The 25763-nt window shown below is 41.7% G+C and carries 24 protein-coding genes and 1 other RNA gene; 8 read left to right on the top strand and 17 right to left on the bottom strand.

The window, feature by feature from the left end:
• Positions 1–178: 178 nt before the first annotated feature.
• The 5 genes from htpG to apt form a co-directional block, all read right to left on the bottom strand.
• Positions 179–2071 (bottom strand): molecular chaperone HtpG, encoded by a 1893-nt coding sequence (gene htpG / locus EAE89_RS04940; RefSeq protein WP_200905760.1) that lies wholly within the window; start codon positions 2069–2071, stop codon positions 179–181.
• Positions 2072–2330: 259 nt separating this feature from the next.
• Positions 2331–2936 carry a recombination mediator RecR gene (gene recR / locus EAE89_RS04935; protein WP_054477903.1) on the bottom strand — a complete coding sequence of 202 codons (606 nt, stop codon included), beginning with the start codon at positions 2934–2936 and terminating at the stop codon, positions 2331–2333.
• Complete coding sequence (locus EAE89_RS04930; protein WP_021323842.1) at positions 2936–3265, bottom strand: YbaB/EbfC family nucleoid-associated protein; 330 nt, start codon at positions 3263–3265, stop codon at positions 2936–2938. The genes recR and EAE89_RS04930 overlap by 1 nt, the downstream gene beginning before the upstream one ends.
• A 53-nt stretch (positions 3266–3318) precedes the next feature.
• Positions 3319–5295 (bottom strand): DNA polymerase III subunit gamma/tau, encoded by a 1977-nt coding sequence (gene dnaX / locus EAE89_RS04925; RefSeq protein ID WP_214085456.1) that lies wholly within the window; start codon positions 5293–5295, stop codon positions 3319–3321.
• Between the two features lie 96 nt (positions 5296–5391).
• Positions 5392–5943 carry an adenine phosphoribosyltransferase gene (apt, locus tag EAE89_RS04920; protein ID WP_149616003.1) on the bottom strand — a complete coding sequence of 184 codons (552 nt, stop codon included), beginning with the start codon at positions 5941–5943 and terminating at the stop codon, positions 5392–5394.
• Positions 5944–6086: 143 nt separating this feature from the next.
• On the opposite strand from apt, the gene priC reads away from it, so the two are divergent.
• The gene (gene priC, locus EAE89_RS04915; protein WP_054477897.1) at positions 6087–6629 is read left to right on the top strand and encodes a primosomal replication protein PriC; all 543 of its coding nucleotides are present in this window, start codon (positions 6087–6089) and stop codon (positions 6627–6629) included.
• A 22-nt stretch (positions 6630–6651) separates the two neighbouring features.
• Positions 6652–6816 carry a pleiotropic regulatory protein RsmS gene (gene rsmS / locus EAE89_RS04910; RefSeq protein ID WP_072161843.1) on the top strand — a complete coding sequence of 55 codons (165 nt, stop codon included), beginning with the start codon at positions 6652–6654 and terminating at the stop codon, positions 6814–6816.
• Between the two features lie 142 nt (positions 6817–6958).
• On the opposite strand, the gene EAE89_RS04905 is transcribed toward rsmS, so the two are convergent.
• Positions 6959–7393, bottom strand: coding sequence for a DUF1284 domain-containing protein (locus EAE89_RS04905; RefSeq protein WP_054477895.1), 435 nt, complete (start codon positions 7391–7393; stop codon positions 6959–6961).
• Positions 7394–7493: 100 nt separating this feature from the next.
• Between EAE89_RS04905 and EAE89_RS04900 the strand changes: the two genes are divergently transcribed.
• Positions 7494–8258, top strand: coding sequence for a 2OG-Fe(II)-dependent halogenase WelO5 family protein (locus tag EAE89_RS04900; RefSeq protein ID WP_214085455.1), 765 nt, complete (start codon positions 7494–7496; stop codon positions 8256–8258).
• Positions 8259–8288: 30 nt separating this feature from the next.
• The gene (locus EAE89_RS04895) at positions 8289–9194 is read left to right on the top strand and encodes a DMT family transporter (RefSeq protein ID WP_214085454.1); all 906 of its coding nucleotides are present in this window, start codon (positions 8289–8291) and stop codon (positions 9192–9194) included.
• Here the strand turns inward: EAE89_RS04895 and EAE89_RS04890 are convergent.
• The 4 genes from EAE89_RS04890 to acrR all read right to left on the bottom strand — a co-directional run bounded on the left by EAE89_RS04890 (position 9191) and on the right by acrR (position 12128).
• Positions 9191–9739, bottom strand: coding sequence for a biotin transporter BioY (locus EAE89_RS04890; RefSeq protein ID WP_054476960.1), 549 nt, complete (start codon positions 9737–9739; stop codon positions 9191–9193). The two genes, EAE89_RS04895 and EAE89_RS04890, sit on opposite strands and share 4 nt — an antisense overlap.
• A 39-nt stretch (positions 9740–9778) precedes the next feature.
• Complete coding sequence (locus EAE89_RS04885) at positions 9779–10408, bottom strand: energy-coupling factor transporter transmembrane component T family protein (RefSeq protein ID WP_054476958.1); 630 nt, start codon at positions 10406–10408, stop codon at positions 9779–9781.
• Entirely contained in the window at positions 10405–11079 is a 675-nt protein-coding gene (locus EAE89_RS04880; RefSeq protein ID WP_054476956.1) for an energy-coupling factor ABC transporter ATP-binding protein, read from the bottom strand. The genes EAE89_RS04885 and EAE89_RS04880 overlap by 4 nt, the downstream gene beginning before the upstream one ends.
• Positions 11080–11486: 407 nt before the next feature.
• On the bottom strand, positions 11487–12128 hold the full coding sequence (gene acrR, locus EAE89_RS04870; RefSeq protein ID WP_054476954.1) for a multidrug efflux transporter transcriptional repressor AcrR: 642 nt from the start codon (positions 12126–12128) through the stop codon (positions 11487–11489).
• Positions 12129–12257: 129 nt separating this feature from the next.
• On the opposite strand from acrR, the gene EAE89_RS04865 reads away from it, so the two are divergent.
• From EAE89_RS04865 to EAE89_RS04855, 3 genes are all read left to right on the top strand, one after another.
• Positions 12258–13451 carry an efflux RND transporter periplasmic adaptor subunit gene (locus EAE89_RS04865; RefSeq protein ID WP_054476951.1) on the top strand — a complete coding sequence of 398 codons (1194 nt, stop codon included), beginning with the start codon at positions 12258–12260 and terminating at the stop codon, positions 13449–13451.
• 18 nt (positions 13452–13469) lie between these two features.
• On the top strand, positions 13470–16619 hold the full coding sequence (locus tag EAE89_RS04860; RefSeq protein ID WP_054476948.1) for an efflux RND transporter permease subunit: 3150 nt from the start codon (positions 13470–13472) through the stop codon (positions 16617–16619).
• 1042 nt (positions 16620–17661) lie between these two features.
• A complete protein-coding gene (locus EAE89_RS04855) occupies positions 17662–17865 on the top strand; it encodes an HHA domain-containing protein (protein WP_011147992.1) in 204 nt (67 codons plus the stop codon).
• Positions 17866–17950: 85 nt separating this feature from the next.
• On the opposite strand, the gene ffs is transcribed toward EAE89_RS04855, so the two are convergent.
• Both ffs and EAE89_RS04845 read right to left on the bottom strand, forming a co-directional pair.
• An RNA gene (ffs, locus tag EAE89_RS04850) (signal recognition particle sRNA small type) lies at positions 17951–18047 on the bottom strand.
• Between the two features lie 130 nt (positions 18048–18177).
• Positions 18178–18624 carry a YbaY family lipoprotein gene (locus EAE89_RS04845; protein ID WP_054476945.1) on the bottom strand — a complete coding sequence of 149 codons (447 nt, stop codon included), beginning with the start codon at positions 18622–18624 and terminating at the stop codon, positions 18178–18180.
• Positions 18625–18874: 250 nt separating this feature from the next.
• On the opposite strand from EAE89_RS04845, the gene tesB reads away from it, so the two are divergent.
• Entirely contained in the window at positions 18875–19738 is an 864-nt protein-coding gene (gene tesB, locus EAE89_RS04840) for an acyl-CoA thioesterase II (protein ID WP_054476942.1), read from the top strand.
• A gap of 78 nt (positions 19739–19816) precedes the next feature.
• Here tesB and amtB read toward each other — a convergent pair whose 3' ends face one another.
• The 5 genes from amtB to EAE89_RS04815 form a co-directional block, all read right to left on the bottom strand.
• Entirely contained in the window at positions 19817–21100 is a 1284-nt protein-coding gene (amtB, locus tag EAE89_RS04835; RefSeq protein WP_054476972.1) for an ammonium transporter AmtB, read from the bottom strand.
• Positions 21101–21122: 22 nt separating this feature from the next.
• Positions 21123–21461, bottom strand: a complete 339-nt coding sequence (gene glnK / locus EAE89_RS04830) for a P-II family nitrogen regulator (RefSeq protein WP_054476937.1) — start codon at positions 21459–21461, stop codon at positions 21123–21125.
• A gap of 180 nt (positions 21462–21641) precedes the next feature.
• The gene (locus EAE89_RS04825; protein ID WP_149616009.1) at positions 21642–23426 is read right to left on the bottom strand and encodes a SmdB family multidrug efflux ABC transporter permease/ATP-binding protein; all 1785 of its coding nucleotides are present in this window, start codon (positions 23424–23426) and stop codon (positions 21642–21644) included.
• Complete coding sequence (locus EAE89_RS04820) at positions 23419–25191, bottom strand: SmdA family multidrug ABC transporter permease/ATP-binding protein (protein ID WP_054476933.1); 1773 nt, start codon at positions 25189–25191, stop codon at positions 23419–23421. The genes EAE89_RS04825 and EAE89_RS04820 overlap by 8 nt, the downstream gene beginning before the upstream one ends.
• A gap of 86 nt (positions 25192–25277) precedes the next feature.
• Positions 25278–25739 carry an Lrp/AsnC family transcriptional regulator gene (locus EAE89_RS04815; protein WP_054476931.1) on the bottom strand — a complete coding sequence of 154 codons (462 nt, stop codon included), beginning with the start codon at positions 25737–25739 and terminating at the stop codon, positions 25278–25280.
• Positions 25740–25763 lie beyond the last annotated feature (24 nt).

The following is a 25763-nucleotide window of genomic DNA, read 5'->3' as shown; positions in this document are numbered from 1 at the left end:
AAATCCCCTTGCTAATTAGTTTTTATATTTTAAGAAAACGAATCACCATACCATTTGGAGTGGGGTTCGCTCAAGGAAACAGGTAAACGATTTCGTGATATTTTTCTGCAAAAAATAAACCACGCCCCATTTCACTACCAGAGGCGTGGTTTACAATCGTTACCAGGATATAACTAAATCAAGCTTTTTCAGATAGTAATAGCTGATTCATACGACGGATAAACTGATTTGGATCTTCCAATGTGCCGCGCTCAGCAAATAATGCCTGATCGAACAGTAGTTCGACCCAATCAGCAAATTGTGTTTCATCACTAATATCAGCCGCCAGTTTTACTAATTGATGATCAGGATTCAGTTCAAAATTGTATTTAACTTCCGGTACCTGCTGACCAGCCGCCGCAAACAATTTCGCCATCTGTGTACTCATTTCATCCGCGTTTGTTGTTACAATTGCCGGAGTATCAGTTAGACGGTAAGTCAGTTTGACCTCTTTTATCCGATCGCCAAGCAATGTTTTCACACGTTCAACAAATGGCTCTAGTTGCTTTTCAGCTTCTTCCTGCTCAGCTTTGTTTTCATCTGCCAGTTTATTCAAAGATTCATCAGCCTTACTGACTGACTGGAATTTTTTACTATCAAACTCAGTAAGATAGCTCATCATCCATTCATCTATGCGATCTGACAGTAGCAGAACTTCGATACCTTTCTTACGGAACAGTTCCAAGTGAGGGCTGTTTTTCGCCGCAGCATAACTATCCGCAGTGATGTAGTAGATTTTATCCTGACCTTCCGTCATCCTACTAACATATTCTTCCAGAGAAACTGTCTGCGCAGAACTGTCATTATGGGTAGAAGCAAAACGTAACAATTTAGCAATAACTTCTTTGTTAGTATTATCTTCTGCCGGACCTTCTTTCATCACCAAACCGAACTGTTGCCAGAATTGCTGGTATTTTTCTGCATCATCTTTTGACAATTTATCCAGCATCTGTAATGCACGTTTGGTCAGTGCATTACGCAAATTACGGGTAATAGAATTGTCTTGCAGAATTTCACGGGAAACATTCAGCGGCAAATCATTGGAATCAATCAGACCACGAACAAAGCGCAAATAGTTTGGCATGAACTGTTCTGCATCATCCATAATAAACACGCGTTGGACATACAGTTTCAATCCGTGTTTATGCTCACGGTTCCACATATCCCACGGAGCCTGAGATGGAATATAGAGCATGCTGGTATATTCCTGTTTACCTTCTACACGATTATGGCTCCAGATCATCGGATCAGTAAAATCATGAGAGATATGTTTGTAGAACTCTTTGTATTCTTCATCTGTAATTTCAGACTTACCACGAGTCCACAAGGCTTGGGCTTTATTAATCTTTTCCCAAGTTACTGTATCTTCTTCGCCTTCTTCTTCACTCTTATTTTTAGTTTCAATTTCAACTGGAAGAGCGATATGGTCAGAATATTTGCTGATAACAGAACGCAAACGCCAGTCATTCAGGAATTCATCTTCCCCTTCACGTAAATGAAGAGTGATCTCTGTACCACGAGTTTCTTTTTCAATATCAGCGATAGTGTAATCGCCTTCACCAACCGATTCCCAGAATACCCCTTGATCGGTTGAAGCACCAGCAGCACGAGTACGTACAGTGACTTTATCCGACACAATAAATGCAGAGTAAAAACCAACACCAAATTGACCAATTAGCTGGCTGTCTTTCGCCTGATCGGACCCAATAGACTCCAGGAAAGCTTTTGTTCCTGATTTAGCGATAGTCCCAAGATTATCAATTACTTCATCACGGGTCATACCAATGCCATTATCACTAATCGTAATAATTCTCTTTTCTTTATCAAAAGAGAGGCGAACACGCAATTCACCATCATTTTCATAAAGATCTGGGGCAGATAATGCGCGGAAACGTAATTTGTCAGCAGCATCGGAAGCGTTTGAGATTAGCTCACGAAGAAAAATCTCTTTATTAGAATAGAGTGAATGGATCATTAATTGCAGAAGTTGCTTTACTTCAGACTGAAATCCACGGGTTTCCTGACCTTTCATACTCATTTGTTACCTCAATCTAAATCCAGTTCAGACAGATAAAATCAGACGATGAAGTTCAAATGGGGATAAATAAACTGAATTTCAAGTTAGGTTATTCAAAAGAATGTAAAATAGGGTGAATAAGTTAAATATTTAAATAAATTATAGCCATACGCTGCATAAATGCAGCGTCTCAAAATCTTCACGGTTTGATCTATAACAGGCTACGCAACAATATTTTTCCAGTCAGACAAAACCATAAGGCATTGGCAGAAAATTAATAAGTAATCTTCTGCCGCCCAGCAAGTGAATGCGACAAAGTTGTGCCATCTACCATTTCGAGTTCACCACCAACCGGTACACCATGAGCGATACGGCTTGCAGTTACCCCGTACTGAGCGCACATCTCTGCAATATAATTAGCAGTTGCCTCTCCTTCTACTGTCGGATTGGTCGCCAGAATGACCTCTGAAATCACTTCAGTGGAGAGACGTTCCTCAAGGCGATCCAACCCAATATCCATCGGACCAATACCATCCAACGGAGATAGGTGCCCCATCAACACAAAGTAGCGCCCCGCAAACTGACCAGTTTGCTCAATGGCATGAATATCCGCTGGGCTTTCAACCACACAAATTTGACCATTTTGCTGACGGCGTGAGTTGGCACAAATAGTACATTGCTCCTGCTCAGTAAAGGTTCGGCAATATTTACAGTGTCCAATTTCCGACATTGCTCTTGTTAATGCCTGAGCCAAACGCATTCCACCACTGCGATCACGCTGTAGCAAATGAAAAGCCATCCGCTGCGCAGATTTAGGACCAACCCCTGGCAAACAGCGCAATGCTTCCATCAAGGATTCAAGGAGAGGACTAGTTTGCATCAGAATGGCATCTTAAAACCTGGTGGCAGTTGCATTCCGCTAGAAACGCTTGCCATTTTCTCTTTCTGAGTTTCTTCGATGCGACGAGCTGCGTCATTGAATGCCGCAGCAATGAGATCTTCTAACATCTCTTTGTCGTCTTCCATCAGGCTTGGATCGATTTCAACACGACGGCAATTATGAGCGCCGTTAATGGTCACTTTAACCAAACCTGCACCAGATTCACCAGTCACTTCCAAATTGGCAATCTCTTCCTGCATTTTCTGCATTTTGTCCTGCATTTGCTGGGCCTGTTTCATCAAATTGCCCAAACCACCTTTACCAAACATAGTTTTCTCTCTTCGCTATGGCTACATCGTACAACAGGTACAGATTGCAGCGGTTAGACCGGCCGGATACTCTCTTCATCCAATTCAGCATCAAATACTTGCCTTAATGTCTGAATAGTTTTATCCGCAATAATTGATTGGCGAGCTTGTGCCAACTTCTCTTCATAAATGGCTTGTCGCCACTCCAACGGGGTTTTCTCCGCCGGATTATCATCTTCAATAATGCTGAATTCAATCGTTACACCATACAACTCGCTTAATGCTTCCGTTAATGACTTTTGTGCAAAAGCGGAATTAAGGTGACGCTGGCTCGAACGCAAGTGTAAACAGATCTGATTACCACTAACCTGCTCTTTGAACGCATTTAATGCTAATTGTTGCACCAGCTTAGGAATTTTAAGTTTATCAACTTCTGCTGCCCATGCATCTCTTTGTTTGGATTCTTCCGCTAATTTCTCTGCCAGCTCTGGTGTTTTCTCATGTTCCAACGCTGTTCTTAAAGCCTTTGGCGTAGCCACATAAGTTTCTGGTTTTTTCTCAACATTCTTAGCACGCCAACGGTAAGCTTCTTTTTTCTCAGGCTTGTTTTCCTGAGTTTTGACTACCGATGATTGAAGTTGTTGCCCAGACACTGCGGCAATCCGTTCCAGTGCCGAGGGCGCCGACCTTGTCTTAATAGACGTAGCCGGTTCAGACTTTTTTGGTGGCGTTTGCTCTTGTTGCCGAGATAACGCATTCCTTGCTTTTAGTAGTTGCGCGGTCGGGCTTGATACAAGTGCCTGAGGTATCTGAGGCTCTGTCTGGGAAGTTTTATCCATCTGTACCAATTCACTAACATGATTAGTAGAAGGAATGCTCTTCTGGTGGTCATGTTGCAGCTGTGCTGTGGTGGATGGCATAACCGCGGGTTGTACCATCGGTACAGAAACCTCTTCTATGACTGTTTTTGGATGAAATGCCAAAGCCCTGAGCAAAGCCATTTCAACGCCCATTCTGCGTTCTGGTGCATATGCCAGATCTCTACGACCAATCAGTAAAGTTTGATAATAAAGTTGCAAATCTTCCGGTGAGATAGCCTTTGCTAATAGCCGCAAACGACCGTCAATTGAAGAAGGGGCGATCTCTGATTGCGAAGGTAATAATTGGATCATTGCAATACGATGCAGCAATGAAAGAATATCCACCAACAAATTTTCCCAGTCAGAACCCCGTAAACCAACTTGCTCCACCAATGCCATAACCTGTTGACCGTCAGCTCGGACCAATGCTTCAATTATTGATAGAGACTGTTCATCATCCAACGTTCCCAACATCCGGCTGACTATTTCAGCCGTCACCTGTCCTTGTCCCATAGCAATAGCCTGATCTGTCAGGCTTAAGGCATCACGCATACTGCCATCAGCAGCACGAGCCAAAAGCTGACGAGCACGACTGTCACTCTCTAGATGTTCAGCTTTAAGAATATGCTCAAGCTGATCGCTTATTTGAGCGACATCCAGCGCTTTGAGATGGAACTGTAAACAACGAGAAAGAATGGTCACTGGCAATTTTTGTGGATCAGTCGTTGCCAGTAAAAATTTCACGTGCTCAGGCGGCTCTTCCAACGTCTTCAATAATGCATTGAAGCTGTGCCGAGAAAGCATATGCACTTCATCAATCAGATAGACTTTAAAACGCCCTCGAGTTGGAGCATATTGCACGTTATCCAACAGTTCACGCGTATCTTCAACTTTGGTACGAGAAGCAGCATCAATCTCAATCAGATCGACAAACCGTCCTTGCTCGATTTCAAGACAATTAGCACATTTACCACAAGGCTTATCAGTAATACCTGTTTCACAATTCAACCCCTTGGCAAACAAGCGGGCAATCGTTGTTTTTCCAACTCCTCTGGTGCCAGAAAACAAATAAGCATGATGAAGCCGGCCATGGGCAAGACCATTAGCTAACGCAGTCAGAACATGTTCCTGACCAATCACATTAGAGAATATTTGTGGGCGCCACTTACGGGCAAGTACCTGATAGCTCATTGATACCGGGGAAATTGAATATAATTGGGCACCATGCTAACACAGCCCCGCCATAGACAGCGAGGCCGATATGTCAGTAATGCGAAAATAAGCAGATTAATGACCTGGGAATTCAAGCAAGGTAAAGCTACTCACACCTTGTCTTTGCAGACGCTCAACGCCCCCCAAATCAAGCAAACCAATAACAAAGGCCGCTTCAAAAACTTCACCACCTAAACGACGAATTAAGTGGGCGGTTGCCTCAACAGTACCACCGGTTGCTAACAAATCATCAATAACCAGCACCTTATCGTTCTCTATTATACTATCCTTATGCATTTCCAGTGTATCGGTGCCATACTCCAGATTGTAAGTTTCACTCAATGTTTCACGAGGTAATTTACCTGCTTTACGCACTGGAACAAAACCAACACCGAGACGCAACGCAACAGGGGCTCCGAATAGAAAACCACGAGCTTCAGTACCAACAATTTTTGTTATGCCCTTGCCTTGATATCGCTCTACCAGAAGATCAATTGTTGCCTGATAGGCTGGAGGGTTATCCAATAAGGTTGTAATATCACGAAAAAGAACCCCTGCTTTCGGGTAATCGGGAATAGTTTCTATGCTGTCTTTAATAAATTGCAGTTGCTGCGCGTTTGCGGTCATAATCGGTGCCAGTGAGTAGAACACGAAGGTGCTAAAATCTATGCAAACTGATAGAAAAAAGCAACCAATGAACATTCATTAGCCTATTTTTTGTCGTTCAAAATCAATTCTGCTTCACAACACATAACCACTTTAGGGTATAAATGAGTACACGAAATTTATTAAATTTGCTCGAAAAACAAGTTGGTATACTGGCAAAAGAGATCGCTCCACTAGCAAACACACCATTTTCCACTGCCCGGTTTGATCAGGCTTTATTTAACCGACATAGTGATAAGCTCCGTGACTATCTCCAAGAAGTAAAGCACAACATGGAACAACTCAAAAAGTGTGTTCAGGATAACCAGACAGAACAAGTCGCATTTCTGGCTGAACGTTTAACGAGCCAAATAGAAGCATTAAAGCGTGAATTATCTACCCAGTCTCTGAGAAAAAAAGAGAATCAGTTCGAGCACAAACAACAAGCTACTGACCTGTATCATAAACTCGCTGAGCATCAGGATTATGAACGCCGTCTACTCGCAATGATCAAGGATAGAGAACTAAGATTGAATCAACAAACTACACTTAGTAATCAGCAAAAAGTACAAAAAGAAATTGCTGCCTTAGCAGGAAGACTAGCACGTTGCCGCCAGTCTATGATACGAATTGAAAAATCAATCGAATATAAAGAGAACACAGATTAACGACTCAGATGAGGAATGTTTTATGTCTGTCGAACACGCACCGCCTGAAGTTCAACTTGCTGTTGATCTAATCTATTTGCTGGAGTGTAATGAAATCACTCCTGAAATTGCACTCGCCGCACTGGAAATAGTCAAACGTGATTATCAAGCAAAGGTAGTGAAGCAACCACAATCTACAAGTGAATAATTAGGTGATTTACTCCAAACACCTCAATAGATATAGATACCTCGTCGATACTACAAAAGATCCGCATTAGTCTTAATGGGTTCTTACACACTCCCAGTTCAGCCTTTGTAACATTTCAAATGGCTTTGTGTTCACTTCGCCTTTAATTCTTCCCGTCGCTTCCTTTTAGGAACGTTGAGGCATAATCATCAACAGCAATTCGAGTACAAAGTTGCTCCCACTCACAACCTACACAGGCGGCCCTTACAATCCCACGTCTGAAAGCCCATCGAGCCTGTCTAAAATAGGCTGAATCAAGTCTTAATATATGACCTATTTCGACAGGCCAACCCATAAGAGTGCTAACAGCTTCTAAAGCATGGCTATCCCGAATAATGACACTTTCTCCTAAACAATGAGGGGCATCCTCTCCAAGTAAAGGCATACATATATCATCTGGCCCCGCCACAATCAGGATGTCTTCGTCCCGAATTCGGGGAATAATTTTGTTGTAGTTTTCAATAAAACTAGGGGAATATCCGTTGCCGGCGTAGGTAAGAATACAAAGAAGGTGGTGACCTCTCAGAGATATTGTCATTATCGCGCTCCTGAACATGGTCAAGTGTTGCATTATTATACAACCAGTGTTATATGATCAATTTTCCTAATATAAAAAAATAAACTAGGAATTGGCTATCATGTTGTCAAGGTGGGTATCAAACGAACTTATCAAATTATCATCAGAAAGCTTGCAAGCACTCATAGATAACAAGATTCCAGCAGCAGTAATAAATAATTTTGCAACGACAGAGGAATCTGAACAGCTTTCAACTGCAATACTGAGTATGAAAGCAAAACCTTATGAATTCGGGAGACCGGGTTTTTACCTAGGAAATCCGTTAGCTCATTATCGTAACCGCCCCAAAGAAGAGTACTTTGCTCAAGTCAGCGCAGCTGAGAAAGAACGTACTCAAATCATCAATCAGGCTTTTGATCCAGTCGATCGGTTTATACGATGTATCGATCATGATACAGATTTCAACATTTCAGTCGCAGAAGAGCCGGGATTAGGTCCCTATTTTGCCGGTATCGTTCGCATTATCTCCGGTGGTTCTGACTTGCATATAGACTATGCACCCACTTTTGCGAAAGGAAACCTAGTTATCGGAGATGTGTCTACCCAGCTTGCCTGGAACCTCTATGTTTCGTCTCCCTCTCAAGGAGGAGAAACTGTGATCTATAATCAACCATTCAAAAATACCATCGTAGATAAAACATATAAGCCATATGACAGTTCTCTATTGGTTGATTGCGAATCTTTTACCTTCCAACCTCAAGTTGGTTCCGTCGTCATTTTCAATACTAGTAATCCTCATATCGTCTTGCCTGCGGGAGGCAATCGGATCGCCACAGGCTCTTTCATCGGTCTATTAAGTGAGAAGTATCTGATCCTATGGTCGTAATGCATTTTGATAAGATGCTGGAGTCTAAGCATGAAGATGCCCTTTTCTTACGCTACTGCTGTTCTGTTCATCGTGACGATCATCACGGGAGGAACATCGTGGTATGCAGCAAAACTGCAATTAACTGACGTTTCACCTGTAATATCTCTGATTTATCGTTTTGGGTGTGCATCAGGATTGTTACTTCTGATAGCAGCAATTTCGCGGGAAAAACTCACATATACCTGGCGCGATCACCTTTCCTTCGCTTCGCTCGGAGCGTGCGGATTTGCTGTTGCATTCTTACTAATTTACAAAGCTGCGGCCTTGATCACCACCGGTTTAATCGCTCTCACCTACTCTTTAGTCATATTATTCAATTCCGTGAATACCACTCTCTTCCTGCGACAATCAACTTCACGAACAGTTCTGGTAGGTGCGCTAGTCGGTCTGGCAGGGATAATTTTAGTCTTCAGTCCAGAATTTTTTAATAATGAGTGGAATTGGGTGGGATTCGGTTATGCCATCTCCGCAACTCTCGCGTTCTCATTCGCCAACATTTCCGCAGTTCAATTACAAAGAAAAGGTATCACTGTTCTACCAATGACCGGTATTTCTATGGGATATGGCGCTATATTCCTGCTCAGCTATGCTTTATTAACCAAGCAGACATTTGGTTTTGATCCGTCACCAGTCTATGTAGCATCTCTATGCTATTTGATCCTGTTTCCTTCTGTGATTGGATACACAACTTATTTCGCTGTTGTTGGCCGTTTGGGTGCAGAACGAGGAGCTTATACGATGCTTCTCGTTCCACTTGTCGCATTAGCCATCTCCAGCGTGACAGAAGGCTATCGTCCAACTATCTGGGCCATCATCGGTACAATGATGACTCTTAGCGGCAACTATTGGGTGCTCACAACCAAGTATCAACCAGTCACAAAGACCAACGTTTAAAAATGTGACTCATGAGTGGGGTAAGCCCGACGAACAGTTTTAGCAATCAAGATAACCAATATGACTTTGATAATATCTCCTGGTATGAATCCAACCGAACCTACGGTTGCTTGCCAAAGGTTGATATTGGCAAATACTGCAACCCATGGAATGCCAATCACGTAAACAAGCACTATCCCACCAAAGGCAAGAAATCCAGATTCTTTAAAAACATTCAGCTTTGCAAGATTCTGTTCATACAAATAGCCGATGACAAAAGCTGCAATCGGCCATGCCAAAACAAAACCACCACTCGGACTGAGAAATACCCCAAATCCCCCCATACCTCCAGCCATTACCGGTAATCCAATTGCAACGAGCACACAAAAAAGCAGCAATGCTAATCCCCCGCGTTTTGCACCAACAATAGCACCAGCGAGCATCGCTCCCATTGATTGAGCCGTTATCGGAACGCCCACAACAGGAAGTGCTAATGGTGGAAATAAACCCAGCGCTGCGGTTAGTGCAGCAAATAATGCGATATAAACAATATCTTTCGTGGACATTTGATCCTCTTTCTTTTCGATAAGGCTACAAATTGTGCTTTATTTACTGTTTGATTTTTTTTTCTCAAACCCGGGATCATAGGAGCGGGCGTCGATAGCAGCGGAGATATCATCTGCCATCTTAAGCGTTCTTACAATAACGGGCACCGCAATTGCTATGACACTCTTGTCAAGACCTCTTGCCTTCTGCGCTTCCCGTACCTCCCCTGTAATTGACGCTAGAACAGGGATAAATCGTAAAGCAAGCGATAATGCCAAGCTCACTTTTCCAGGATTAACACCAAAATAGTACAACCACCCAAAACCCTTTTCCAATGCGTCAATCATATCAGAGGTACGAGTAGTGAAAGTAACCAACGAAGCCAGCAGCAAAAGTGAAACAAGGCGAACTACCACAAGAACACCAACAGTCCAATGATGCAAAAACACTTGGACGATAAAAATAAGTAACAGAACCCATATAGCAGGCCGCAGTTGCGCCCAAGCTGTTTTCAATGAGATTCTGGCTAACAAATATAAAAGTATGATGCCTGCCAAAGCTGCAACTGAAAGCTCAATACGCGGAACAACGAAAAGTAATGTTCCCAAAATAATCAAAGAAACAATCTTGAGCCCTGGGCTGGCTCGATGCACAAATGATGAACCATGCTCATACCCAGACAAACTCATGACATCATCCTTATATATTCAGGAATAGCGATAGTGGGAATGTCATCGACAACCACCTGACCATCATCAAAAACAAGTACGCGATCAAACCCCGCCAAAAACTCAAGGTCATGAGATACCACAATCACAGTTTGAGATAAGTTATCGATTGCTTCGGCAACACGGCGCTTATTTCTCAAATCAAGCAAAGTTGTAGGCTCATCGAAAATTATGTAAGCGGGGTCCATCACAAGAACACCTGAGATTGCAAGGAGTTGTTTCTGACCGCCACTTAAAAGATGGGCAGGATGCCCCCTAAACTGAAGTAAATCATATCGTGAAAGTGTCTCCTGAATTCTCTGCTGAATCGTGTCTTTGGTAAAACCGAGATTTTTCATTCCAAAGGCCAAATCCTCTTCAACAACGGGAAAAACGATCTGATTGTCAGGATTCTGGAATACAAAGCCGACCTTGCGCCGGATCGCTTTACCATCTGTTCTAGTGTTCAAACCATCCACCAGAACATCACCACTTTTCGGTACCAATAATCCATTGAGAAGACGCACGAATGTACTCTTGCCACAGCCGTTACTACCTATGATGGCAATTCTTTTTTCCTTCAGCTGCAAATTTAAGTCTTTTAATATCACACGCTGGCCGTAGGCATGCGTTACATTTTGTATTTCCAGCATAGATAGTTATCCCTCAAAAGTTACCGACCAACTACGTAATGCTGTATCAACTCAGAACTATGCCTGATCGCAAAACCTACCAGGCAATCTCAACCAATGTACTGATTTCAGCACCATCAACCAATTTCAATTCGCTGGTATCACAAACATCTGTATCAGTCTTGCTGAATTCTTCCGGTATATTTTGCACAGTCAGAATCTCCAGAATTTGCTTTAGGTTATAACTTTCCTTAGGGTTACACTCTTAAGGCTAGTAGCAATAGTATCTGATATTAGATATAACTTTGGGCCAGCTTCTAGGTATTGTTCTTTTTATAGATAAACGAAGAGCACAAGATAATGACTTTTGACCATTAGCCAAGCTATTAAGCAATTACCAAAATAGAATTCCTCTATATTCTGATTCTTCATTTTTCAACAATTTTCATATACTCACTATATTTAAGCACATCGATAAAGCTATCCGTTAACAATTCAGCTTCTTTCTGAATATCAAAACTATCTGGTGCAAACAACCAATTCTCCAGCAAACCGGTTATCAACCCTCTCAACATGATAGCGGCTCGCCTCAGATTCAGATTATAAGGAAGCTGACCTGATGCAATGCAATTAGAAAGTGACTCTTCAATACGAACATAGTCTGCAACACACAGTTCCTGACGAGCTTCCACCAAGGCAGACATTTCACCAACAAACTCACATTTGTGGAAAAAAATCTCCATCAATAGTCGACTTTTCGGATCGTCAACAACCGACGTCAAAATATGAATTATGAAAGTTCTTAAAATCAGGAGTGGATTATTAGAATATTTTGCTTGATACTCTTTTTCTAATTCATCAATCTTAGAATCTGACATTTTACAAGCTTCAGAAAACAGGTCTACTTTATTTTTAAAGTGCCAGTAAATTGCTCCTCGGGTTACCCCAGCCGCTGTGGCAATATCTGTCAGTGAAGTAGCCGAGACACCACGCTCAGAGAACTCTTTTATAGCCGCGTCTATAATCTGTTGCCGGGTCTCCTCAGCCTGTTGTTTAGTTTTTCGTGCCATATACTCTGTTTTTAGCCTGAAGTTGATTTACATACATTCATGTATGTTTGTATTATAGCATGCTGTTATCAATGGAGTAATGGTTTTACGGATTGAAAGATTAACATTTAAAAATATTGAGGTTTACTTATGCGAACAAACAGGGGAGTTTTGCCTCTGGCTACAGTACTGGTACTCTCAGGCAGCTTAGCTCTTTCAGGATGTAACGACAAAGACTCTCAGCAAGCTGCTGGGAACCAACAGGCTCCTGAAGTCGGTATCGTGACGCTGAAAACTGAACCTCTGATGGTCACGACCGAACTACCAGGCCGAACATCAGCTTTCCGTATTGCAGAAGTCCGTCCGCAAGTAGGTGGTATCATTCTGCAACGCAATTATGAAGAAGGAAGCGATGTAAAAACAGGGACATCCTTATACCAAATAGATCCAGCGACTTACCAAGCTGCCTATGACAGTGCAAAAGCTGACTTAGCAAAAGCTCAAGCTAATGCAGAGATTGCGCGCCTGACAGTAAACCGCTATAAGCCACTGTTAGGAACAAACTACATTAGTCAACAGGAGTTTGATAAAGCCAATGCTGATTATGCACAGGCGAATGCAGCAGTACAGGCAGCAAAAGCGGCTGTAGAAACTGCCCGTATCAATTTGGCCTATACTAAAGTGACCGCACCGATTAGTGGCCGCTCCGGCAAATCGACTATTACAGAGGGTGCTCTGGTCTCTGTTGGTCAACCAACAGCACTGACGACTATTCAACAGTTGGACCCAATTTATGTGGATGTTACTCAGTCAAGCGATGATTATCTGCGCCTCAAAAATGAAATCGCCAAAGGTATTGTGCTGAAAGAGAACAGTAAACCTAAAGTTCATCTGATCATGGAAAACGGTAAAGAATACAGTGAAACAGGCTATCTGGAATTCTCCGATATTACGGTAGATGAAACAACGGGTTCTATTAATATCCGTGCAGTATTCCCTAATCCGAAAGAAGAATTACTGCCAGGTATGTTTGTTCGTGCAAAACTGGAAGATGGTGTTCGTCATGACTCAATATTGGTTCCCCAACAAGGAGTTACCCGTACACCTCGTGGCGAAGCTAGCGTCATGGTAGTTGGTAAAGGTGAAAATGTCGAACTACGCATTATCACTGCAAATCAAGCTATTGGTGATAAATGGCTAGTAACTTCCGGCCTGAAAACAGGTGATCGGGTTATCGTCACTGGTTTACAAAAAATTAAGCCCGGTATACCGGTCAAAGCAGAAGAAGTGGATTTAAACGCAAAACCTGCTGCAAACCAGGCTGAGCCTGCGAAAAAGTCTTAATTAAGGAGTCGGTGATTCATGCCTAAGTTTTTTATAGATCGGCCAATATTTGCATGGGTAATCGCAATCATCACCATGCTGGCTGGGCTGCTGGCAATTATAAAATTACCTGTGGCGCAGTACCCTACTATCGCACCACCGGCGATTTCTATCTCCGCAACTTATCCCGGTGCTGATGCGACTACTGTGCAAAACACAGTTACCCAAGTTATCGAACAAAATATGAATGGTATCGATAACTTGGTTTATATGTCTTCCGACAGTGACTCTGCTGGGAACATGAACATTACACTAACCTTTGAAGCAGGCACTAACCCTGATATTGCACAGGTACAGGTACAAAACAAACTGCAACTGGCTATGCCTCTGTTACCTCAGGAAGTACAGCAGCAAGGGATACGTGTTGATAAGTCCACCAACGCCTTCCTGATGGTCACAGGATTCACCTCTGAAGATGGAACCATGTCTCAGGAAGATATCTCTGACTATGTAGGTGCAAACATTAAAGATCCTCTGAGCCGTGTAACTGGTGTAGGTGATGCAATGCTATTCGGTAACCAATATGCCATGCGTATTTGGTTGAATCCAGACAAGCTCATTAACTACAAAATGACGACTCTGGATGTAATAAATGCAATTAAAGCACAAAATAATCAGATAGCAGCCGGCCAATTAGGGGGAACTCCCCCAGTTCCAGGTCAACGGTTGAATGCTTCAATTATTGCCCAAACCCGCCTGACTTCACCTGAAGAGTTCAGTAATATTCTTCTACGTATCAATACAGACGGTTCTCAGATCCGTCTGAAAGATGTAGCAAAAGTGGAGCTAGGTGCAGAAAACTACAACCTCATTGGCCGCTTTAACGGCAAACCTGCTGCGGGTATCGGTATCAAACTAGCAACAGGTGCTAACGCTCTGGATACATCTAAAGCGGTAAAAGAAGCCCTAAAAAATATGGAACCGTTCTTCCCTCACGGGCTGAAAATCGTATATCCATATGACACCACCCCATTTGTTAAAATTTCTATTAACGAAGTAGTAAAAACACTAGTTGAAGCCATTATGCTGGTGTTCGTGGTAATGTATCTATTCTTGCAAAACTTCCGCGCAACACTTATTCCTACCATTGCGGTCCCAGTCGTATTGTTGGGAACATTTGCGATACTCGCCGCATTTGGCTATTCAATAAATACATTGACCATGTTCGCTATGGTACTCGCCATTGGCTTACTGGTAGATGATGCCATTGTTGTTGTAGAAAACGTTGAACGCGTTATGCAAGAAGAAGGACTATCGCCGAAAGAAGCAACCAAGAAATCAATGGGGCAAATCCAAAGCGCCTTGGTTGGTATCGCTATGGTACTGTCTGCCGTATTTGTTCCAATGGCTTTCTTTGGCGGCTCAACCGGTGCAATTTATCGTCAGTTCTCAATCACCATCGTATCTTCAATGGTACTGTCTGTATTAGTAGCATTAATCCTGACGCCTGCTCTGTGTGCTACCATGCTGAAACCAGTTGCTAAAGGTAGCCACGGTAAACAAACCGGAATCTTTGGCTGGTTTAACCGAATGTTTGATAAAAGTACCCACCACTACACTGACAGTGTCGGCCGCATTCTACGCAATACAGGCCGTTATTTGGTGATTTATGTATTGCTGGTTGCGGGTATGGCTGTCATGTTTACTCGTCTGCCATCTTCTTTCCTTCCTGAAGAAGATCAAGGCGTATTGTTGACAATGGTTCAATTGCCAGCAGGTGCAACACAAGAACAGACACAGAAAGTTTTGGATAAAGTAAGTCACTATTTCCGTACAGAAGAAAAAGATCGTGTAGTTTCTGTATTTACAGTAAATGGCTTTGGTTTCAATGGTCAGGGGCAAAATACCGGTCTGGCATTTATGAGCCTGAAAGACTGGAGTGAGCGTCCTGGCTCTGAAAATAAAGTACCTGCTATTGTTGCCAGGGCAAGTGCTCACTTCCAGCAAATCAAAGAAGGCATGGTTTTTGCGTTTAACGTCCCTGCAATCGTAGAGTTAGGCTCAGCAACCGGTTTTGATTTCGAATTAATGGACAAAGCAAACCTTGGGCATGACAAACTGACCGAAGCCCGTAACCAATTGCTTGGCATGATACAACAACGCCCAGATATGTTAGTAGGTGTTCGCCCTAATGGTCAGGAAGATACTCCTCAATATCGGGTTAGGATTGATCAGGAAAAGGCTGAAGCTTTAGGTGTTTCCATCTCTGATATCAATTCAACGCTAAGCACGATGTTTGGTAGCCACTATGTAAACGACTTTATCGACCGTGGTCGTGTCAAAAAAGTTTACGTTCAGTCAGAAGCACCTTATCGTATGCTGCCAAGTGACATCTACAAACTATATGTCCGTAACAAACAAGGTGAAATGGTTCCATTCTCTGCCTTTGCAGATACGTCTAAAGAACCATGGTCGTATGGCTCACCACGTTTGGAGCGCTATAACGGTCTACCATCAATGGAAATTCTAGGTGAAGCAGCTCCAGGCAAAAGTACTGGTGATGCAATGGCCTTGATGGAAGAATTGGCATCCCAATTACCAAATGGCATCGGTTTTGACTGGACAGGTATGTCTTATCAAGAACGCCTGTCAGGTAATCAGGCGCCTGCTCTGTATGCATTGTCATTGATAGTGGTATTCCTCTGCCTAGCTGCACTGTATGAAAGCTGGTCAATTCCATTCTCAGTCATGTTGGTAGTGCCATTGGGTATCATTGGAGCTTTGTTAGCAACGACATTCCGAGATCTCGATAACGACGTTTATTTCAAAGTTGGCTTGTTAACCACCATCGGCTTGTCAGCAAAAAATGCAATCCTAATCGTTGAATTTGCTAAGGATTTGATGGAAAAAGAAGGCAAAGGGCTGATAGAAGCTACGTTAGATGCAGTAAGAATGCGTCTTCGTCCTATTCTGATGACATCATTGGCATTTATGCTGGGTGTCATCCCTCTGGTACTGAGTAACGGAGCAGGTTCCGGCTCTCAAAACGCAGTAGGTACCGGGGTATTAGGTGGAATGATTGCCGCTACTTCGCTAGCTATCTTTTTCGTACCGGTATTCTTTGTGGTTATCAAACGACGTTTCAGTAAGAAAGCAGAGGAGATTGAACCAGCATCAGAATCTCACTAATGCAACTAACAATAATCGGAAGGCCGTTTAACGGCCTTCTTAATATAATAGTTGCTTCCATTAAGCAGATTCTGATCATCAACCTATCCGCTTAACTTTTGCATAATTTCGTTCAAATTTAATTAAAATCACCCTTTATGAGTAGAAAATATCCTTAAAAATCCGCACATTACTAACTTTAATAAAATTATTGGGAAAGTTGTTGGGCAAGAACTGCTTTATCTTTTTTACATTAAATGACAAAAAACAATACCAGCACATAGTGACTTATGTAATAATGATGTTATATTCGTTGATTATTGTAGCCATCAGGCTATAATCTGCTGTTACTAGCGTCTGAGGGTAGTACTATTTTATATAAGCCTACATATTAATTCACATATACTGGCCGATATTTATAGTTTATTGCGTTAAGGGTATGAATTTTTGTTAAGAGATGATTTTGCTTTACCAAAAGCAAACCAGAATCATCTGTAAAAAAGATAAATAATCCCAAAGAACGATTATAGGCACATAATAATAATCTCTCGAAAAAGAGTTTCTATAATACATGTATATGTTTAGCGCCTTTGACTCAAATTAAGTAATAGCATATACAGGGGGATCAACATGGCATGGATGAATAATTCACTAGGATGATATGATATTGCTGAATTAAAATGCTTATGTGAGAATCTAAGACAAGAAGTTACTTCCAGTGTTAGAGTACACCGATACTGGTTGTGTAAATAACATTTACGTCTCAGGACAATTTAAAGCTAAATGAATTGATTGAGTACATATCAACTTTCGTTTAGCACGTTAAAATCAAATATTCTGATGATTTCAGCCTTCTTGCTTGAATTGATGAATATTTTGATGGTACATATACCTATACTTTGTTTGTAAGCAATGAGATTAGTTTTTCTAAACTTACAGAATGCCCCAAAACTAATGAACGTTTAACCAGCATTTTGTTGTATGACTTAAATTGTTCCTTGAGAAAAATTTGGCTGATATTTCCTTAAATAATTTTTTATATATGTTAATAAGAAAGGCAACTATGACTAAAACTGATTATCTGATGCGTTTAAGAAAATGCACCACGATTGATACACTAGAGCGTGTGATTGAAAAAAACAAATATGAACTTTCAGGAGACGAACTTGAACTATTCTACTCTGCTGCGGATCATCGCCTGGCTGAGCTGACCATGAATAAACTGTATGACAGAATTCCACCTTCAGTATGGAAATACGTTCGCTAAAGTAGTCTTCATCAGACAAAAAACGATCCGGGCCGGTAAAGTGCTATCGGCTTATTAGGTCAGCTATCAACAAAATTGGCGAGGGCTCTGCCAGCGACATCCCGGCACACACATCCCTTGCTATAGCTGCTTCCTTCCGGACCTGACCAAGTTAACAAGTTAGCGTTGCGGGAGAACCAACAGAGCCCCCATTGACTGATTGCTTTGGCTTCAAAGCGGCGCCATTATCATTCATACCTGTCTAAATAGCAAGACAAGCAGGTTCGAATGATGATTTCTTATACATTGAGAATAAATACTCAAGAACATGTATTATCTAACCGCTTTTAGTATAATTTCGATATCTTTAGTCTTCCCATTATTAATTACTTCATATGCAGTATCTGTAACAAACATTAAACGATTATGTAGAGAAACAGAAGCACTGACGACAATACGCGCATTTGGCTTAACGTCGCTTGGACGATAAGGCAGAACAAAATGAAAAGGTGATTGTTTTCCGTCTAAGCGTTCTCTCTTCTGGGATAAAGTAATTGAGGGTGCATCAGCCAGAGATACATCAGATAAAGACACTGTCAGAATAGCATCCGCTGGCAATGCAATACGCTGTAAGATATTGATATTGCCTTTAACATAATGCTGTTTTACTGGATTTTCAATCTGCTCTACCCGAGTATCTACTGTCTCGGTGCCTTTGCTATTACACCCAACCAAAGCAGCTGCCAGTAATACACTCGTAGATATTTGCCATAATTTCATACACACTTCTCCATTCTTAACTGATCTATATAAATAATAAAATGAATTTGAATATCAAACCATTAAATCTAAGCCACCTAAATTATAGATTAGAAAAATGAATATAAGTCCCAGATAAATCTCATATTCTTTATTGCACTACTATCAGGGCCTGAAACATTTACAATTTAGTTATTTATCTATCATTCATTAATGGGACAATAATCACCTGTTATATTTCTAATAACCCAATAAAAAACAAAGGCATATTATGAGTAAGTCATTACACAATCTGATCAATTTGATGAATCTAGAAAAAATTGAAGAAGGCATTTACCGGGGTCAAAGTAAAGACTTAGGTTTTCCTCAGGTTTTCGGAGGGCAAGTGATCGGTCAAGCACTCTATGCTGCCACACAAACTGTCGCAGATAATCGGATCAGTAATTCTTTCCACAGCTATTTCTTACGTCCCGGAGACAGTAGTAAACCTATCGTCTATGACGTTGAAATTTTACGTGATGGAGGAAGTTTCAGCGCCCGACGAGTGAGCGCGATTCAAAATGGCAAACCTATCTTTTATATGACAGCCTCATTCCAAAGCTATGAAGAAGGTTTCGAACACCAAAATATGATGCCAGATGTACCATATCCAGAAGAACTCACCCCTCAAGATGAAATTGCGAAGAAAATATCTCACCTATTACCCCAAAGAATGCAAAATATTTTTCTCTACCCATGCCCGTTTGAAATGAGGCCCGTAAAATATTACAGCCCATTTAATTGTCCACCAGAAGAACCTATACGCTATGTCTGGTTTCGCAGTAATGGTGATATGCCTGCTAATCCTTTAATTCATCAATACTTACTTGGCTATGCCTCTGATTTTAACTTTCTACCAACAGCATTGCAGCCTCATGGTGTTGGATTTCTTGAGAAAAATATCCAGATAGCAACTATTGACCATTCCATGTGGTTCCACCGCCCATTTAAACTGGACGACTGGTTACTATATGCTATAGACAGCCCATCAGCCTCTGGGGCCCGTGGCTTTGTTCGTGGACAGATTTACAACCGCGAAGGGGTACTTATCGCCTCGACTGTACAAGAAGGACTGATTAGAAAGCGAACCAAATAAAATGTAACAAAGGCAGCAAATAAGAAACCAATATCACACTTTATGGCCTTACCGCTGCCGTTTCGTTTATATTACAGATTAGTTATAAGCACTTTCGCCGTGAGCATTAATATCCAATCCTTCTCTTTCAGTTTCAACAGTAACCCGCAGCCCTACCAGTAGATCCGCTATTTTGAAAGCAATAAACGCAACGATTACTGACCAAACTACACAAACTAATATGCTGAAAGCTTGGATACTAACTTGCTCCAACATAGCTATTCCTTCAGAATAACCGGTTCCTCCCAACGACTTAGCTGTAAAAATCCCGGTCAAAAGACAACCAACTATCCCACATACGCCGTGTATACCAAATACATCACACACATCATCAGCACGTAACCACCTTTTCAGGATCACGACTCCCCAAAGTCCTGCAAAACCTGCTATCAGACCAATGATAAGAGCCCCACCGACACCAACCGTTCCCGCAGCTGGTGTAACACCAACCAGCCCAGCAATACAGCCTGAACAGGCACCCAAAAGTGATGGCTTATTACGGAAGAACCATTCAGCGAAAATCCACGATAAAATAGCAGCGGCTGTCGCCACAACTGTATTCAAAAATGCTAGAGCAGCTATCTCATTAGCTTCACCAGCAGAACCTGCATTAAAACCAAACCAACCGATATAAAGTACAGCTGTACCGATGAAAACCATTGGTAGATTATGTGGCTTGAATGCTTCTTTCCCAAAACCAGTACGTTTTCCCAATAAATAAGCACCAACCAGCCCTGCTACAGCCGCGTTAATATGCACAACCGTGCCACCAGCAAAATCTAGCGCCCCATCTTGTGAAAGTATCCCCCCTCCCCAAACCATATGCGCCATAGGTAGATAAGAAAACGTCAACCATAACACACTGAAAATCAATAAAGCTGGAAAGCGAATACGTTCCCCTAAGGCACCAGTAATCAAGGCGACTGTAATACAAGCAAAAGACCCTTGAAATGCCACATGAATTAATTGATAAAAACTGCCAGTTAAATCAGTCAATACCAAGTTCTTCAACATCATCTGACTAAAACTACCGAAGAAACCATTTCCCGGTTCAAAAGCCAAGCTGTAACCGTAAATTATCCACAACACACATACCAGAGCAAAACTCACCATAACCTGAGCCATCAGAGATAAAACATTTTTGCTCCGCAACAATCCACCGTAAAACAGAGCAATGCCCGGAATTGTCATAAACAAAACAAGTACTGTACAAATCATCATAAAAGTATTATCTGCTTTGTCGGCAACACTTTCTGCCGCTTGAGATAATGATGGTAAACAACTGGCTGCAATACCGACAGCCACAGAGAATTGTCTTTTCATATATATTATCTCTATCAGTGACTTATAGTGCTGCATCATTGGTTTCGCCTGTTCTGATACGAATAACTTGCTGTAATTCGATAACAAAAATCTTACCGTCACCAACTTTTCCAGTGAAAGCGGATTGCTGAATAGCATGAATTACCTCCTCAACTAATTCATCTGCTACAGCGATATCTATCTTTACTTTAGGTAAAAAGTTAAGGCTGTATTCAGCTCCACGATAAAGCTCGGCATGCCCTTTCTGACGACCAAATCCTTTTACTTCTGTTATAGTCAGCCCCTGAACACCTAGACCAGAAAGAGCCCCCCTTATATCCTCCAGTTTGAATGGCTTTATAATTGTCGTAATGAGCTTCATATATCCTCCTACCACTCGGTTATTGTGTTTGCAATTAAGTAGATAGCAAGGGATGTGCCAGAAATTAAAAACATATAAAAATCAAATAATAATAAAGAAAATACAAATTACGGGGAGAGGAAGAAAGGGAGAGCAACGAATGTACTCCCCCATTAGCGCACTAGATTAGTGCAAATAAGGTTAAATCAATATCTCTTTCTCAGAAATTGCGCCGCATTCATTTAATGTATCACCTACTTGTTGTAGCTGATACATCTGATAATAACGCCCACATTCCGCCAATAACTGCTGATGGCGTCCTTGTTCAATAATTGCACCACGATGCAGCACTAGAATAGTATCGGCTTCTACAATAGTGGACAAACGGTGAGCAATAACAATCAAAGTCGTTTGCTGACGAATCAATCTCAAAGCCTGTTGTATCGCTTGTTCTGTACCTGAATCGATATTTGCTGTCGCTTCATCAAGGATTAAAATTTGTGGTGTTTGCACTAACACCCTCGCCATAGCAAGCAATTGTTTTTGCCCTGCTGACAACGTATTACCCTGCTCTCCCAAGATAGTATGAAGACCATTAGACAATGAACGTACTAATTCAGCTAATTGTACTGTTTCCAATACCTGCCAGACTTTCTCTTCTGAGATATTCCGACCAAGCGTAATATTACCAAAGAAAGAGTCAACAAGAACAACCGGGTCCTGCTGAACTATTGCCACTCCATTACGTAACACCGAATGAGACAAGGATGATACAGATCGTCCGTCAAGGTAAATTTCCCCCTTCTGCCACGGGTAATACCCCATCAGTAAATTTGCCAACGTACTTTTACCACTGCCAGTATGCCCAACCAAAGCAACAAAACCGTGGGTCGGAATCTGCACATTGATATCTTGTAACACTACTTTGTTATCTCGGTAAGAAAAACTCAAATTTTCTATTTCAATCCGACCGCTGGATAACGGCTGACTATCTATACCATAACCTTGTTGAGGACTATCCATTAACTCAAATATCCTCTCACCAGAAACTACAGCTTGTTGCAGGATAGATTGCTGAGCAGCCAGTTCGATTAGTGGTTCATTCAGTCGCCCCAAGTAATTAATAAAAGCATACAATACCCCAACACCAATCACTCCTGATCCACTGAATCCAAACAGCACTATAAGACCACACAACACCATAGCCGATAACAAACTCAGTAATGGCCTCAATAAAATCCCATCCAACCGTAGTGCCTGCATTCTCACTTTATAATGAGCACGGTTAGTCAACAATATACGCTCACCAAAACGAGCCTGTTGCCTGAATTGCTGAACAACATGCATTCCATTGATGATCTCGTTAAAGTTATCATTAATATCAGCCAGATAACTACGTACCCTCCGAATAATAGGTGTACTCAAGTGCTGATATATTGCCATGACAATCAACACAACAGGGAAAATAAGAATAGCAACCAATGCCATACGCCATTCCAGCATAAACATAGCAATCAGCATCGCGCCAATTAGTGCTATACTGCGGAATACTGCTGGAACCACATTGACATAAAGATCTTTAATAACTTCAGTATCGTTCGTTACACGGGAAATCAATTGCCCGACCGGTTGATTATCAAAAGCACTTAAAGGCTGGCGCAATGCTGCATTCATCACATCAGTACGAAGTTGCTGAACTACATCAACTGACACTTGATTAAATAATAAAGCTTGAAAATAATGCAATGCAGCTGTAATCAGTTGCAAAACAACAAAGGTTATAGCTAACCCTGTAACCACTTCAACAGGCATATTACCCGTTGCAACCATATTATCGATAAAATAACTAATTAAAACCGGGCCGCTTACTTCCGCAATTGCAGCCCCCCACAGCATCAGTACCGCCAGCCCTAATGGTTTACGATAATTTTTTCCATAAACTAACAGACGTTTCAGAGAAGGCCACAATTGACGAACCTTAGTCATCTTTATTTCCTTCTACTACTCCATCCTCGTCATCTAGTGCTGCTTCAAGTTGCTGATAATGATACATATCACGATACCATCCTGGCTGTTCTACCAATTGTTGGTGCCGCCCTTGATGTATAACAGAACCTTGCTGCATCACCAGAATATTATCTGCATCAGTTAATGCAGATAGGCGGTGAGCACTGATAATAACGGTGCGTTGTTGCCTCCATTGGCTAAGGTTTTGCAAAATATTGTACTCAGTTTGCCCATCAACTGCCGATAAAGAATCATCCAGAATTAAAATCTCTGCATCTAAAAGTAAAGCCCTGGCAATAGAAATGCGTTGTTTCTGTCCACCAGATAGCATCACACCACGCTCACCCACTTCCGTTTGATATCCCTCAGGTAAACTAAGAATATCTTCATGGACATTGGCAAGACGGGCAACCTCTTCAATTTGTTCCTGTGTTGCATCTGGACATCCCAAAGCAATATTCCTAGCAACTGTATCTGAAAATAGAAAAGGTGTTTGATTTACAACAGCAAACCGCGCTCGCCACTCATCTAACCGGATATCAGTAATTTTTATCGATTGGAAAAGAATTTCCCCATCAGTCACATCAAACTGTCTTTGTATCAGCGCAAGTAGCGTGCTCTTACCTGAGCCGGTCGGACCACAAATCCCCAGCAACTGCCCGGGAGCTAAACAGAAATTAATCTGACTCAGAACAGTTTTGTTACTTTGTGGATAATTAAACGCTTTGATATTTACATTCAAAGTACTACGTTCAGGCGATAAATGGCGGGTACCATCCTCAATGACCGGCGGCTCTTGCAACAAACTACGGATACGGCTGTATGCAGCACTTCCCCGTTCAACAATATTAAACATCCACGCCAACGCCAACATTGGCCAAATCATCAGGCCGAGATACATCACGAAACTAGTGAGTTCACCAAGTGTCAAAACACCATTCAACACCATCCAGCTACCACCACCTATAGCCAAAAAATTTGACATACCGATCGCAATAAAAATTGTCGGATCAAATCTGGCATCCACTTTAGCAACATACATATTCTTACGGCCAGCTTCCACAGCAACCTGTTCAAACTGATTTGATTGCAGATCTTCAAGGCCAAATGCCTTGATCATTCGGATACTGCTCAAACTCTCTTGGACTTGGTTATTCAGAGCAGAAAATGCACCTTGTGCGGATTTGAAACGGCCATGAAGCTGATCACCATATCGTTTAATGATAATTGCCATAATAGGCATAGGTAACAAAGATAGCAGAGTTAACTGCCAGCTGATTTGTACACTCATCATAATCATCACTGAGCAACCCATAACCAACGAGTCAACTAAAGTAAGAACACCTTCACCCGCAGCAAATACTACACGATCCACATCATTAGTAGCACGGGCCATCAAATCCCCCGTACGGTGACGCAGATAAAATTCGGGATTTTGACGGCTAAGCTGCCGGTAAAAATTATTGCGTAATTTAATCGCTAATTGATATGACGCCCCAAACAACCATAAACGCCATATATAACGCAGAATATAAACCATCAATGCAACGACCAGCATAACACCAACCCATACCATCAATTGGTTAGATGACATAGATCCGGTACTAATACCGTCAACAATTGCACCCACTAGGTATGGAGGAATCAGTAGCAAAATAGAGATAATAATAAGCAGAGTCACTGCTCCAAGATAGCGACGCCACTCGCTGCGGAAGTACCAACTTAATTGAGAAAACAATCTCACACGTGTATATCCCGAAGTAGAAATAAATAATGTAAATATCGATCAAAATTCAGAGTGATTGAACTAATTTTCTAAATAATAATCAGTTATTCTGGTATCGGCAATGCAGTAGTATATTTTATTTTTTCCATCGCAAAGCTAGATGTAACATCAATCAATCCAGGAATACCGTTAACCATACGCTTATAGAACAGATCATAACTTTTCATATCCACAACTTCTACATGCATTAGATAATCACATTCACCAGCCATCCGGTAAAAAGCTAAAACTTCTGGCATCTGCTTTATAAATGCCACAAATTGCTCATACCAACCACTGTTATGCTGCTGCGTTCTTATCATCACAATCACTGTCAATCCTAATCCTAACTTTTCACTGTCAAGCAGAGCAACTTTGCCAACGATATATCCTTCATCTTCAAGCCGTTTTAGCCGTTTCCAGCAAGGTGTGGAGGTAAGATTAACTGCTTCCGCCAATGCATTCAGTGACAAGCTGCAATCTTTCTGTAATAACTTAAGCAATTTGCGGTCTGTTTTGTCTAACATATCCACCTCTTATAGAAAATTTTT

Origin of the sequence: Photorhabdus heterorhabditis (assembly GCF_018448905.1) — a bacterium.
GTDB classification, from domain to species: domain Bacteria; phylum Pseudomonadota; class Gammaproteobacteria; order Enterobacterales; family Enterobacteriaceae; genus Photorhabdus; species Photorhabdus heterorhabditis.
Note: the sequence above shows the minus strand (reverse complement) of the source record. Positions and strands in the feature narration are given on the sequence as shown.